Raw genomic sequence first — 12,301 nt, 5'->3', positions numbered from 1 at the left:
CAAACTTACCAACGATATTGGGTTGAGTATTGTTTTCTTGAATGAATAGGTGACTCCAAAAAGCATAGGCTTGGTTTATACTGAGCCTATTGTATGTTTGGGTGTGGTGTATGTCATCTTCAACTCAGGACGCTCAGTCGACTCAAGATCAAAACCTGAAAAACCAATGTAGTAATACGTCTGGCTGTGATGGTCAGGATAACCAACCCGTTAAATCTGCTTGCTCCAGTCAATCTGCAGGGTCAAATCAGTCTTGTGGGAGTGATTGCGCTACATCTGCTGAAAATACTGCTGATTCGTGTTGCAGTAACAAGAGTTGCGCCAACACCAGCAATGCTCAGTCCAATGCAAATGTGGTTGCGGCAGATCAAATTCCTTTAAGTCCATGGGTCAGTGCCTACAACATTCCTAAAATGGATTGTGGTGCAGAAGAACAAATGGTGCGCATTGCTTTGGCAGATCACAATGATATTGCAGCTTTGTCATTTGATTTGGCGGCACGTCATTTGAAGGTGTATCACCACACTCGATCTGTAGCAGAAATTACCGAAAAGTTGGAAACATTGGGCTTAGGTGCGGTGCTTGAACAGACTGAGGCAAATACACAAACGGAGTTGCCTATAACCGACAGTCGGGCACAAAGAAAAGTCTTATATGCCTTGCTTGGTATCAATGCAGTAATGTTCTTGGTGGAATTGATCGCAGGTTTGATTGCGTCTTCCACAGGGTTAATTGCCGATTCTTTAGATATGTTTGCCGATGCTGCAGTCTATGGCTTGGCACTATTTGTGGTGGGGCAATCGGCTAAAAAGCAACTTAAAGCTGCACATCTTTCAGGTTGGGTGCAATTGGCTTTGGCTGCAGTGGTGATTGTGGATGTACTGCGTCGTTTCTTCTTGGGTAGCGAACCAGAATCTATGTTGATGATGCTCATTGGCGCTGCTGCATTGGTGGCAAATGTCACCTGTTTATGGCTGATTTCAGGGCATAAAGATGGTGGTACGCACATGCAGGCCAGTTATATTTTTTCGGCCAATGATGTGATTGTCAATTTAGGGGTGATTATTGCAGGTGGTTTGGTGCTACTGACAGGCTCGAATTATCCAGACCTGATCATTGGCTTAATTGTGGCGATGTTTGTGTTGAATGGTGCACGCAAAATTTTAAGTTTAAAATAGCGCTTGAATAGTGGTCGTGATTTAAAGCATCACAGGGGGAACGACCTCCCTTATTGAGTTTTAGTCAAAGATAGAACTAAAAACTGAATAAGAAAAAATCTTCAGGACGGCCTGATTTCATTATTTTGAAGGAGGGCGTCATGGCCTGGATAATGTTGATATTGGCGGGTATTTTTGAAGTCGTCTGGGCATATTCGATGAAGCTATCCGATGGCTTTAGCAAGCTGATACCTAGTATCATCACTCTGATCTTTATGATTTTAAGTTTTGTGCTGTTGGCTTATGCCATGCGGACTTTACCTTTAGGTACGGCTTATACCATTTGGACAGGTATCGGCGCAGTGGGTTCTTTTTTGGTGGGTATTTTTATTTTAGGTGAGCCTGCCAGTGCCATGCGTATGTTGGCTGCTGTGTTGATTATCTCAGGTTTGGTACTAATGAAAGTATCTTCAAGCTAGGGTTAGGCAAGGTCTTGTTGGTTTGTGATTTAACCACGGTATGCAAATAGGAGTAGATCGTGCAATTGTTCTTTACTGAAATGGATACTCCTGTGGGTGTGCTGAAACTGGTAGCACATGATCAGGCACTGGTTGCGGTCATGTGGGAAAATGAAAATCCTAAACGTGTACGCTTGGCCACTTTGCTACAGCAAGATGATCATCCTATTTTGTGTAAGACCAAGCAGCAACTCCAAGAGTATTTTGCAGGACAGCGCCAGCAATTTGATCTCCCTCTTGATTTTGAAGGTACGGCATTTCAGCAAAGCGTCTGGCAAGCTTTGCTAGAGATTCCATTTGGTGAAACCCGTAGCTATAAGCAAATTGCAGAACAGGTAGGTAATGTTAAAGCTGTACGTGCAGTTGGTGCAGCAAATGGCAAAAACCCAATTTCGATTATTGCGCCGTGTCATCGGGTGGTGGGTGCGAATGGTAAGTTGGTGGGATTCGCTGGTGGTTTGGATAATAAGGCGATCTTATTAGAGTTGGAATCATCACTTTTAAAAGCTGAGTAGTTTGTGCAGAACTTAGCGATATAAAAATAGAGTAGGGGAAATGTTAAAAACATTAGTGCTGCAGTTTTGGTGGCTTATTCTGCTTGTTGCAGGTGTGGGGTTAATTAAAATTTTCAAACCTTTTTTAAAGGGAAAGGTGGGAGAGTTTGCGGTAAGTACGCATGTAAAACTGTATTTAGATGAGCGTTATATTTTATTGAATGACGTGACTTTGCCTGATGAGTCGGCAGGGACAACGCAAATTGATCATATTTTATTAAGTCCTTTTGGCGTTTTTGTGATTGAAACGAAAAACTATAAAGGCTGGATTTTTGGTGGAGAGCGTCAAAAAGTATGGACACAAAAGATTTATAAGAAAAGCTATAAGTTTCAGAACCCTGTCTATCAAAATTATAAACATATAAAAGTATTGGAATCGGTATTGAGCGATATTGTCGAGCCTCAATTGCTGCATTCTGTGATTGTATTTATGCCAGATTGTGAATTTAAAACCAGTTTACCTAAGAATGTTTTTAAAGGCAGTGCTTGGATTGAGTTTGTTAAAGGCTTTCAGCATGAGGTGATTCCACCGATGAAGCTTAAACGTATTCAACTACGGATAGAAAAAGAAATTTTGGAGAAGTCTTGGAAAACAAATCGTGAGCATGTTGAAAATTTAAAACAACGACATGAACGTTAAGAATTGAAATAAAAAGCCCTGATATATGCTCAGGGCTTAAATATCTCTGCCTTAAAATTAAAACCGTTTCGGAATTTTCTGACCATTTGGAACAGGTGTTTCGGCATGTTTAAGTACACCAAACAACCACGTTTCTGCATGTTGTACTGCTTGTTTGAGTTGATCTCCCATTGCTAAGCGTCCTGCAATAAAGCTTGCCAAAGAGCAACCCGAACCATGATATTCACCCTCAAGGCGAGGGCAACGGGTTTCTGAAACCAGTTCATTGTTGCTATACAGTGCATTACGAATATAGTTGGGCGTATCTTCATGTCCACCTTTGACTAAAACAGCCTGTGCCCCCATTTCAAACAACTTGGCGGTTGCACGTTCCAGATCATCTTCACCCGTTAAAGCGCGCAACTCCACTGTGTTGGGAGTAATTAAGGTAGCAAGTGGAATTAGTGCTTTAAACGCCTGAACCAACGTGGCTTGATCACCTAAAGAACCACCGCTATTGGCCACTAATACAGGGTCAAGCACATATAAATAGTCAGGGTGTTCACGCAAAAAATCTGCCAGTGCTGCAATATTGTTGGTTGTGCCTAACATACCTGACTTAACAACCTTAATTGGCAGGTCATTCACTACAGCATTGGCTTGAGCCAGTAACAGTGTTTTAGATGTTGCTTCAAAGCCAAACACTTGTTGAGAGTTTTGGATGGTCAATGCTGTGCAGGCAATCGCTGCATGTGCGCCACTATTGCCAATCGCTTCAATATCAGCCTGTAAACCAGCACCACCCGATGGGTCTAAACCAGAAAAACAAAGTACCGTTGGTCGCACAGCCATATCCTTCATTGCTTATATTTACGTTAGTATAGGTAACTTTGTAATAACTCTCGATAGTCATTTGTACTGATAGGCATGGATTGTGATTAACACCCTTTTAATTGATTTAGATGGCACTTTAACTGACCCCAAAGAGGGCATTACCGCTTCTGCACGCTATGGTTTGGCAAAAGTTGGGCACCCTATTGCAGAAAGTGAAAATATTGACTGGATTATTGGGCCGCCACTCAAAGCCTCTTTGGCGAAATTACTTGAGGTGGATGTGCATGATGTCTTAGCTGAGCAAGCTTTATTGGGCTATCGTGAGCGCTTTGCCACCACAGGGCTGTTTGAAAATCATGTCTTTGAGGATGTTGCAACGACTCTAGCCAGTTTAAAACAACTGGGCTATCGATTATTTTTAGCGACAGCCAAACCTGAAGTTTATGCACGCCAAATTTTAGACCATTTTGATTTATTGCAATATTTTGAATATCCATATGGTAGCGAGTTGAATGGCGACCGTACCAATAAAGTAGACCTTATTCACTATATTTTGCAGCAAGAACAATTGCAGCCTGAGCAGTGTTTAATGATTGGAGATCGTGAGCACGATATTTTAGGCGCACGTGCTAATGGCATAGATTGTGTCGCAGTTGAATATGGCTATGGCTCAGCACAGGAGTTAGATTTAGCTGCTCCAAAATATCGAATTCAGCATTTTGCACAAATTTTGTCGGTAGTTGCAGAGTTGCCTTAATTTTTGGGCTATATTTGTTTGCATTTTTACCGCAGAGCTTTAGGCAGGATCATGCTTCAATCTTCATATCCAGATTGAGAAGGAGGTTGTGATGAAGCGAGTCAGTCAATCGATTACTTTTGTGGCAGTTTCAGTACTGATGACGGCATGCGTGAATAGCATACCCACACTTCCAGAGTCCGCAGCACAGATTGAAATGTACACCTCATTGCAACATCGTCAGTGTGAGCCTGACACTGGTTTAACTGTTGCTGAGATTAGCCAGCGTTTGCAGCAGGCACAGATTCAGGTATATCAGGCTCGTGTGGGTTCAGATGGAAGAATGTATGCACAAGTCTGTGGTGGGGCGGATGGACGAATTGCCATCGTGACTATTCCTCAATCTCAGCAGAAACAAGCAGAAGCCTTAGGGTTTAAGTCTTATCACGCAATCCAATCTATCAAAAATAAATAAGGCTGAAGTCAATAAAAAACCTCAGTTCATATAGAGCTGAGGTTTTTTTCTAACTCAATTGCAATTGAGTTAAGTTGGACGTATCTAGATGTTGAGGTTTAACGCTTAGAATTGCGGCTTAACCACCACTAAAATCACAATTGCCAGTAACAAAACTGTTGGCATTTCATTGAAGAATCGCCAGAACTTATGTGATTTGTAATGTGCATTACCAATCAATTTCTGACGGTAGTAGCCACAAACCAAGTGATAAATCACCAATAAACCCACCAATGCAACTTTCAGGTAAAACCATAACGCATCGTGGTAATTGCGGGTGGCATCACCCCAATCTACCAAAAAGTGTGCCGTAATGAGGGTGGCAATCATAGATGGCCACATAATCCCTCGGTACAACTTGCGCTCCATGATTTCGAAACGCTGATGGCTCAGCGTATCTTCACTCATGGCATGGTAAACATATAAACGTGGTAGGTAGAACAATGCAGCGAACCAACAAACCACAGCAATAATATGTAATGCTTTTACCCATAAAAAAGCATCAGAAGGTGCATCCATCGATCATCCTATGGAGATTATTCATCCCACTTCTTGAAAATAAGGCAGGCATTTACACCGCCAAAACCGAAACTGTTACTCATCACAGTATTCAATTTTGTGTCACGTTTTTCAAGTACGATATCAAATGGTTTTGCGCCTTCATCTAGTTCAGTAACGTTGATGTTTGGTGCGATAAAGTCGTTTTGCATCATCAAGACAGAGTAAATTGCTTCTTGAACACCAGCGGCGCCCAAGCTGTGACCTGTCATTGACTTCGTTGAGCTAAGTGCAGGAACTTGACCTTCGCCAAATGCACGTTCCATGGCTTTTAATTCTGTTACATCGCCCGCAGGGGTAGAAGTACCATGAGTGTTCACATAGTCAATTTTTTCTACACCGTGTTGTTTTGCTTCGTCTAAAGCCATGAGGATACAACGTGTTGCACCTTCACCGCTTGGTGCAACCATGTCTGCGCCGTCAGAGTTGGCAGCATAAGCCACAACTTCAGCTAAGATATTTGCACCACGCGCTTGAGCGTGTTCAAGTGATTCAAGCACCACGAAACCACCACCACCAGCAATCACGAAACCGTCGCGGTCTGCAGAATACGGACGAGATGCTGTTTCAGGTGTGTCATTGTATTTAGAACATAATGCGCCCATCGCATCAAACAATAAGCTTTGTGACCAGTGATCTTCTTCACCGCCACCTGCAAGCATTAAATCTTGTTTACCCAATTGAATTAGGTTGTAGGCATAACCAATTGCATCTGCAGAAGTTGCGCATGCGCTAGTAATTGAGTGAGCGATCCCTTGTAATTTGAACGCAACGCCCAAGTTAGCTGTAATCGTGTTCGACATGTTACGTGGTACGAAGAAAGGACCAATTTTACGTGCGCCTTTTTCTTCAAGTAACTCGATCATTTCTGCAACAGATGCAGTTGAGTTACCGCCAGAACCACCCGCGATACCGTAACGTGGGTTACCTGCTAAATCTTCTTGCTTTAAGCCAGCATGTTCAATCGCATCGACTGCAGCGTTGTAAGCGTACATCGCACACACGCCCATAAAGCGTTTTAATTTACGGTCAATGTGGTCAAAATTTTGTTCAGCAGCTGCACTTACATGGCTCTTGAAATTCAGTTCAGCATACGTTGGGTTGGAACGTGTTCCAGAAATACCGTTTTGTAAAGAATGAGTCACAGCTTCTAAAGTATTACCAATGCACGAGTTAATGCCCATGCCGGTGATTACAACACGTTTCATCTACAGATCCCTTATATGGTGATAATGTTGAGCCGAACACCGCAATTGCACAGCTGTGCCTGATACGGGATGACTCATGTCTTTCAATTGCGTTCATAATAACAGAAAGAATTTTGAATTCTTATGGCAAATATGATGCCACTTTGCAGCAGTGTTCAAACCACCAAAACACAGCAGAATGGATGCAGGAAGCCAACCAAAAGATACACAATCATATTGAGATAAACTTAGACTACACCTAGTATTTACCTATAAATCATAGAAATTAAAAATGAGGAGTAAGAATGTCAGATTCTAATAATAAACAAACAAGCGGATTCTTCTCGAATGCGATTGGAGTGGCTAAAAAGCTCAGCAGTACAGGCATGCATGTTTTGCAGCAGGTTGCACCAAGTACAGCAACCAAGCAGGAGCCACGTTCCAATGCAGGACAAATTATTGAAGGTCAGGCACGTAGTTACAGCCCATTTCAGGCGCACCATTATGACAATCCTCAACACATGCTCAGACAGCATATTCCACAAGTGTCACGTCAGTTACTCGGTCGTCACTACACTCGTGTTAATCAGGTTGCCAGTTTTGTTTCTCCAGATTTTTCCGACAAAATTTCAGATTACTTTTTTGATCAGCTCAACAATTTTAGTTCTAACATTAGTTCAGTCGATGCTGTGCTCGATCAGGCGGGTGTGCGTGATTTAGAAGAACTGACACAAGATGTCGATCGTTCCAAACGTATTGGTCAGGCACTGGCGGAGCAAAACAAATGGATTGCCTCCCTGCAAGGTGCATTGACAGGGGCAACAGGGGTAATTGGTTCAACGATTGATGTACCTGCATCAATCATTATGTCGTTGCGTACAATCTATCAGGTGGGTCGTGCTTACGGTTTTGAACTGAATAAAGAAACTGAACAAGAAATCGTACAGTTTATTTTCAAACAAATTGATTTAGGTGTGATTGCAGAAAAGCAAGCGGTGCTGATGGGACTTAAAACCCTATCCAATATGTTGCAAACGCATGATGTACACCAATTACAAAACCTGTTGGGTTCAAGTAATGACTATGAATCCCTAAAAAAATACTTTTTAAATGAACAGGGTGAAGCCAAATGGCCGTGGCTAAACAGCGTACCTAAGTTCTCTATGCTGAATAAACTTACGCCTGTTGCAACAGCATCGGTCAGTGCTATATATAGCTGGAAATTGGTAGAAGATGTACATCACAAAGCGCAACAAGTATTCTCCAATGCTCGCAGCTATTTGATTCAACATAAAGACAGCAACTTATCTGCCATTCATGCTTATGAAAAGTCGTTAGAATTACTTGCACAGGCTGCGCCTAAACTATTGGAACAGTTAAAAGGTGAAGATAAGGCTCAAGACGATCTAGATGAGTCATTAGATACAAATAACCAAGCTGCAGAACCTTCTGATGCGACCACACAAGTACTAACGGATCATCAAAGCATCCGTAAAGTCAAAGTACAGAAAAAATCTGACAAAGTGGACGCAACCGAAACACAGGTAGATGAAAATATTCAGCAGGGATTAGAAGAATTGGCAGATCAAATGCTGGAACCACATGCCGAAGTTGCACCACAAAAAACAGCTATTCCAGTTGAAGAAACAGATGAATATGCACTAGAAGATGACTTGGATGCTGTAGAGGATTCAACTCAAGTGGCTGAAACCGTTTCAGAAAAACAAGCAGAGCCAGTAAAAGCGAGTGAAACAAAGGTTACAAAAAAGCCAAGAACACGTACCACTGCACGAAAACCAAAAGCTGAATAAAAACAAGTGATAAGTAGGAAAATGGTTGCTGTTTTAACTGTCTATGAAATATTGACCATTTTTCTATCTTCGCTTACAATTGCATGCCCTCAAAAAGTAGTATGTTTTTGGGGCTTTTTATTAACGGGAGAATTGCCACATGGCAACAACAAATCAGTTGATCCGTAAGGGTCGTACGACTTTGGTTGAAAAATCAAAAGTTCCTGCGTTGAAGGCTTGTCCACAACGTCGTGGTGTTTGTACACGTGTTTACACAACTACACCTAAAAAACCTAACTCAGCAATGCGTAAAGTTTGCCGTGTTCGCTTAACTTCAGGTTTTGAAGTTTCTAGCTACATCGGTGGTGAAGGTCACAACCTACAAGAGCACAGTGTTGTTCTTATCCGTGGTGGTCGTGTTAAAGACTTACCAGGTGTACGTTACCATACCGTTCGTGGTTCTTTAGACTGTGCTGGCGTGAAAGATCGTAACCAGTCACGTTCTAAATACGGTGCTAAACGTCCTAAGAAATAATCTTTTAAAGATTAGTCTTAGTTCTTAGAACTGCAATCCTTTATCGTCTCGCTTGTCTGATTTCTGCATTTAATTTTGTGAAATTCAAGCGACGTGTAGTAAGGCCAGCGAAATGCACACGACACTTTGTGCTACGGCTGGATCACCCTGAAGTGTCATATTTATAGGTAGTTTAAAATGCCAAGACGTCGCGTAGTCGCTGCTCGTGAAATCCTTCCGGATCCTAAATTCAGCAGCCAAACAATCGCTAAATTCATGAACCACGTAATGCAAGATGGTAAAAAGTCTATTGCTGAAAGTATCGTTTACGGTGCTTTAGACCGCGTTCAAGAAAAATCTAAAGTAGACCCAGTTGAATTTTTTGAAGCTACGCTTGAAAAAGTTCGTCCAATGGTCGAAGTAAAAGCACGCCGTGTTGGTGGTGCTACTTATCAAGTTCCTATGGAAGTACGCCCATCCCGTCGTACTGCTCTAGCGATGCGTTGGTTGGTAGATGCTGCTGCTAAGCGTTCTGAAAAAACTATGGCGTTACGTCTTGCTGGCGAGTTGCTTGATGCATCTGAAGGTAAAGGCGCAGCGATCAAAAAACGTGAAGATGTGCACCGTATGGCTGAAGCCAACAAAGCCTTCTCTCACTACCGTTTCTAAGCGGATAAAACAGGCCCTAATCAGGAGGGTGATGAATCAGTTGTCACTGAGTTGTCATCAAATCGCTTTAAGTTGCTAAGCAGCTTAAAGCGTCCTGTTTTAAACAACAAAATTTAGGAATGCTAGAAATCATGGCACGTCAAACCCCAATTTCTCGTTACCGTAACATTGGTATCTCTGCGCACATCGATGCGGGTAAAACAACAACTTCAGAACGTATTTTGTTCTATACAGGTGAAAGTCACAAACTTGGTGAAACTCACGAAGGTTCAGCAACAACTGACTGGATGGAACAAGAGCAAGAACGTGGTATTACTATTACCTCAGCAGCTGTAACATGCTTCTGGAAAGGTATGGCTAACCAATTTGACCAACACCGTATTAACGTAATTGACACCCCAGGACACGTTGACTTCACAATCGAAGTTGAGCGTTCTATGCGTGTTCTTGACGGTGCATGTATGGTTTACTGTGCTGTAGGTGGTGTACAACCTCAGTCTGAAACTGTATGGCGTCAAGCAAACAAATATAAAGTACCTCGTTTAGCGTTCGTTAACAAAATGGACCGTACTGGTGCAAACTTCTTCCGCGTAGTTGAACAAATGAAGACACGTTTGGGTGCTAACCCAGTGCCTATCGTTGTTCCAGTGGGCGCAGAAGACACATTTACAGGTGTTATTGACTTAATCGAAATGAAGTCAATCATCTGGGATGAAGCTTCTCAAGGTATGAAGTTTGAATACGGCGAGATTCCAGCTGATCTTCAAGCAACTGCTGAAGAATGGCGTACTAACATGGTTGAAGCTGCTGCTGAAGCATCAGAAGAACTCATGGACAAGTACCTAGAAAATGGTGAACTTTCTAAAGAAGAAATCATTGCTGGTTTACGTCAACGTACATTAGCGGGTGAAATTCAACCTGCAATGTGTGGTTCAGCATTCAAAAACAAAGGTGTTCAACGTATGTTGGACGCAGTAATTGAATTCTTACCCGCACCAACTGACGTTGAAGCAATTAAAGGTATCTTAGACGACAAAGACGAAACTGAAGATTCTCGTGAAGCGTCTGATGAAGCTCCGTTTGCTGCGTTAGCGTTCAAAATCATGAACGACAAATTCGTTGGTAACTTAACGTTCGTACGTGTTTACTCAGGTGTTCTTAAAGCGGGTAGCCCGGTTTATAACCCAGTGAAAATGAAGCGTGAGCGTATTGGTCGTATCGTACAGATGCACGCAAATGACCGTCACGACATCGAAGAAATTCGTGCGGGTGATATCGCAGCGTGTGTAGGTCTTAAAGATACAACGACTGGTGATACATTGTGTGACGAAAACGCAGTGATTACACTAGAGCGTATGGAATTCCCAGAGCCAGTAATTGCATTGGCTGTTGAACCTAAGACTAAAGCTGACCAAGAAAAAATGTCAGTAGCTTTAGGTCGCTTGGCGAAAGAAGACCCTTCATTCCGCGTACGTACAGACGAAGAATCTGGCCAAACGATTATTGCGGGTATGGGTGAGCTTCACCTTGACATCATCGTTGACCGTATGAAGCGTGAATTCAACGTTGAAGCGAACATTGGTAAACCAATGGTTGCTTACCGTGAAACGATCAAAAAGTCTATCGAACAAGAAGGTAAGTTCGTTCGTCAAACTGGTGGTAAAGGTAAATTCGGTCACGTATTCGTACGTTTAGAGCCGCTTGATCCTGAAGCTGGTAAAGATTACGAATTCGCTGAAGAAGTTGTAGGTGGTGTAGTACCTAAAGAATTCTTCGGTGCGGTTGACAAAGGTATTCAAGAACGTATGAAGAATGGTGTCTTGGCTGGTTACCCAGTTGTAGGCATTAAAGCTACATTGTTCGACGGTTCTTACCACGATGTCGACTCTGACGAATTATCGTTCAAAATGGCAGGTTCTTACGCATTCCGTGATGGTTTCATGAAAGCAGATCCTATCCTTCTTGAACCAATCATGAAAGTTGAAGTAGAAACTCCAGAAGACTACATGGGCGATATCATGGGTGACTTAAACCGTCGTCGTGGTATGGTTCAAGGTATGGACGACTTACCTGGCGGTACTAAAGCAATTCGTGCTGAAGTTCCACTTGCAGAGATGTTTGGTTACGCAACACACATGCGTTCTATGTCTCAAGGTCGTGCGACTTACTCTATGGAATTTGCTAAATATGCTGAAACTCCACGTAACGTGGCAGATGGCATCATTGCTAAATTCCAGTCTGGTGGTAAAAAAGGTGACGACGAGTAATCTTTCGATTACTATAAGCGCAAACTAATTCATAGTTAAAAACCTAATGCTCATGGAGTGATCCTCCATGAGTTGTTTTAAAAAGGAAGATCTCATGGCTAAGGCTAAGTTCGAACGTAATAAGCCACACGTTAACGTGGGCACAATCGGTCACGTTGACCATGGTAAAACAACTTTAACAGCTGCGATTGCTACAGTATGTGCACGTAAGTTTGGTGGTGAAGCGAAAGATTACGCTGCTATCGACTCTGCACCAGAAGAAAAAGCACGTGGTATTACAATTAATACTTCTCACGTAGAATACGATTCTCCAACTCGTCACTACGCGCACGTAGACTGCCCAGGCCACGCCGACTATGTTAAAAACATGATCACTGGTGCTGC

At 42.5% G+C, this 12,301-nt stretch carries 14 protein-coding genes; 11 read left to right on the top strand and 3 right to left on the bottom strand.

Translation table 11 applies throughout. The features are described from left to right. Positions 1 to 110: 110 nt before the first annotated feature. The 4 genes from HHA43_RS05405 (at position 111) to HHA43_RS05390 (ending at position 2,869) form a co-directional block, all read left to right on the top strand. Positions 111 to 1,178 carry a cation transporter gene (locus tag HHA43_RS05405; RefSeq protein WP_168541982.1) on the top strand — a complete coding sequence of 356 codons (1,068 nt, stop codon included), beginning with the start codon at positions 111 to 113 and terminating at the stop codon, positions 1,176 to 1,178. Positions 1,179 to 1,318: 140 nt separating this feature from the next. Beyond that, positions 1,319 to 1,636: a quaternary ammonium compound efflux SMR transporter SugE gene (gene sugE / locus HHA43_RS05400; RefSeq protein WP_168541980.1), complete on the top strand. Its 318-nt coding sequence runs from the start codon at positions 1,319 to 1,321 to the stop codon at positions 1,634 to 1,636. Between the two features lie 80 nt (positions 1,637 to 1,716). Beyond that, on the top strand, positions 1,717 to 2,190 hold the full coding sequence (locus tag HHA43_RS05395; protein ID WP_171525248.1) for a methylated-DNA--[protein]-cysteine S-methyltransferase: 474 nt from the start codon (positions 1,717 to 1,719) through the stop codon (positions 2,188 to 2,190). Between the two features lie 40 nt (positions 2,191 to 2,230). Continuing rightward, complete coding sequence (locus HHA43_RS05390; protein WP_168460855.1) at positions 2,231 to 2,869, top strand: nuclease-related domain-containing protein; 639 nt, start codon at positions 2,231 to 2,233, stop codon at positions 2,867 to 2,869. Between the two features lie 57 nt (positions 2,870 to 2,926). Here HHA43_RS05390 and HHA43_RS05385 read toward each other — a convergent pair whose 3' ends face one another. Further along, the gene (locus HHA43_RS05385) at positions 2,927 to 3,694 is read right to left on the bottom strand and encodes a hydroxymethylpyrimidine/phosphomethylpyrimidine kinase (RefSeq protein ID WP_168418155.1); all 768 of its coding nucleotides are present in this window, start codon (positions 3,692 to 3,694) and stop codon (positions 2,927 to 2,929) included. Between the two features lie 88 nt (positions 3,695 to 3,782). Between HHA43_RS05385 and HHA43_RS05380 the strand changes: the two genes are divergently transcribed. Together HHA43_RS05380 and HHA43_RS05375 are read left to right on the top strand one after the other, a co-directional pair. Then, positions 3,783 to 4,439, top strand: a complete 657-nt coding sequence (locus HHA43_RS05380) for an HAD-IA family hydrolase (protein WP_168418148.1) — start codon at positions 3,783 to 3,785, stop codon at positions 4,437 to 4,439. A 91-nt stretch (positions 4,440 to 4,530) separates the two neighbouring features. Further along, positions 4,531 to 4,893 carry a hypothetical protein gene (locus HHA43_RS05375; RefSeq protein WP_168460858.1) on the top strand — a complete coding sequence of 121 codons (363 nt, stop codon included), beginning with the start codon at positions 4,531 to 4,533 and terminating at the stop codon, positions 4,891 to 4,893. Positions 4,894 to 4,998: 105 nt separating this feature from the next. Here the strand turns inward: HHA43_RS05375 and hemJ are convergent, their stop codons facing one another. Further along, the gene (hemJ, locus tag HHA43_RS05370; protein ID WP_004975266.1) at positions 4,999 to 5,451 is read right to left on the bottom strand and encodes a protoporphyrinogen oxidase HemJ; all 453 of its coding nucleotides are present in this window, start codon (positions 5,449 to 5,451) and stop codon (positions 4,999 to 5,001) included. Between the two features lie 17 nt (positions 5,452 to 5,468). Then, positions 5,469 to 6,698: a beta-ketoacyl synthase N-terminal-like domain-containing protein gene (locus HHA43_RS05365; RefSeq protein ID WP_168460860.1), complete on the bottom strand. Its 1,230-nt coding sequence runs from the start codon at positions 6,696 to 6,698 to the stop codon at positions 5,469 to 5,471. A 284-nt stretch (positions 6,699 to 6,982) separates the two neighbouring features. On the opposite strand from HHA43_RS05365, the gene HHA43_RS05360 reads away from it, so the two are divergent. The 5 genes from HHA43_RS05360 to HHA43_RS05340 form a co-directional block, all read left to right on the top strand. Then, positions 6,983 to 8,488 (top strand): EcsC family protein, encoded by a 1,506-nt coding sequence (locus HHA43_RS05360; protein ID WP_168541978.1) that lies wholly within the window; start codon positions 6,983 to 6,985, stop codon positions 8,486 to 8,488. 139 nt (positions 8,489 to 8,627) lie between these two features. Continuing rightward, positions 8,628 to 9,002 (top strand): 30S ribosomal protein S12, encoded by a 375-nt coding sequence (rpsL, locus tag HHA43_RS05355; protein ID WP_000246374.1) that lies wholly within the window; start codon positions 8,628 to 8,630, stop codon positions 9,000 to 9,002. A 177-nt stretch (positions 9,003 to 9,179) separates the two neighbouring features. Beyond that, complete coding sequence (gene rpsG, locus HHA43_RS05350; RefSeq protein ID WP_004975277.1) at positions 9,180 to 9,650, top strand: 30S ribosomal protein S7; 471 nt, start codon at positions 9,180 to 9,182, stop codon at positions 9,648 to 9,650. A gap of 131 nt (positions 9,651 to 9,781) precedes the next feature. Next, the gene (gene fusA / locus HHA43_RS05345; protein ID WP_168460864.1) at positions 9,782 to 11,917 is read left to right on the top strand and encodes an elongation factor G; all 2,136 of its coding nucleotides are present in this window, start codon (positions 9,782 to 9,784) and stop codon (positions 11,915 to 11,917) included. Positions 11,918 to 12,011: 94 nt separating this feature from the next. After that, positions 12,012 to 12,301: GTP-binding protein (locus tag HHA43_RS05340; RefSeq protein WP_228284153.1), on the top strand; the 290-nt coding region annotated here is incomplete at its 3' end.

Origin of the sequence: Acinetobacter sp. A2 (assembly GCF_012371325.1) — a bacterium.
In the GTDB taxonomy this organism is placed as follows: Bacteria; Pseudomonadota; Gammaproteobacteria; order Pseudomonadales; family Moraxellaceae; genus Acinetobacter.
Note: the sequence above shows the minus strand (reverse complement) of the source record. Positions and strands in the feature narration are given on the sequence as shown.

Bases quoted from the DNA above. Each gene is read 5' to 3' on its own strand.
- hemJ (WP_004975266.1), bottom strand. From the start codon at position 5,451: ATGGATGCACCTTCTGATGCTTTTTTATGGGTAAAAGCATTACATATT.
- rpsG (WP_004975277.1), top strand. From the start codon at position 9,180: ATGCCAAGACGTCGCGTAGTCGCTGCTCGTGAAATCCTTCCGGATCCT.
- fusA (WP_168460864.1), top strand. From the start codon at position 9,782: ATGGCACGTCAAACCCCAATTTCTCGTTACCGTAACATTGGTATCTCT.
- HHA43_RS05395 (WP_171525248.1), top strand. From the start codon at position 1,717: ATGGATACTCCTGTGGGTGTGCTGAAACTGGTAGCACATGATCAGGCA.
- sugE (WP_168541980.1), top strand. From the start codon at position 1,319: ATGGCCTGGATAATGTTGATATTGGCGGGTATTTTTGAAGTCGTCTGG.
- HHA43_RS05390 (WP_168460855.1), top strand. From the start codon at position 2,231: ATGTTAAAAACATTAGTGCTGCAGTTTTGGTGGCTTATTCTGCTTGTT.
- rpsL (WP_000246374.1), top strand. From the start codon at position 8,628: ATGGCAACAACAAATCAGTTGATCCGTAAGGGTCGTACGACTTTGGTT.
- HHA43_RS05360 (WP_168541978.1), top strand. From the start codon at position 6,983: ATGTCAGATTCTAATAATAAACAAACAAGCGGATTCTTCTCGAATGCG.
- HHA43_RS05405 (WP_168541982.1), top strand. From the start codon at position 111: ATGTCATCTTCAACTCAGGACGCTCAGTCGACTCAAGATCAAAACCTG.
- HHA43_RS05365 (WP_168460860.1), bottom strand. From the start codon at position 6,698: ATGAAACGTGTTGTAATCACCGGCATGGGCATTAACTCGTGCATTGGT.
- HHA43_RS05375 (WP_168460858.1), top strand. From the start codon at position 4,531: ATGAAGCGAGTCAGTCAATCGATTACTTTTGTGGCAGTTTCAGTACTG.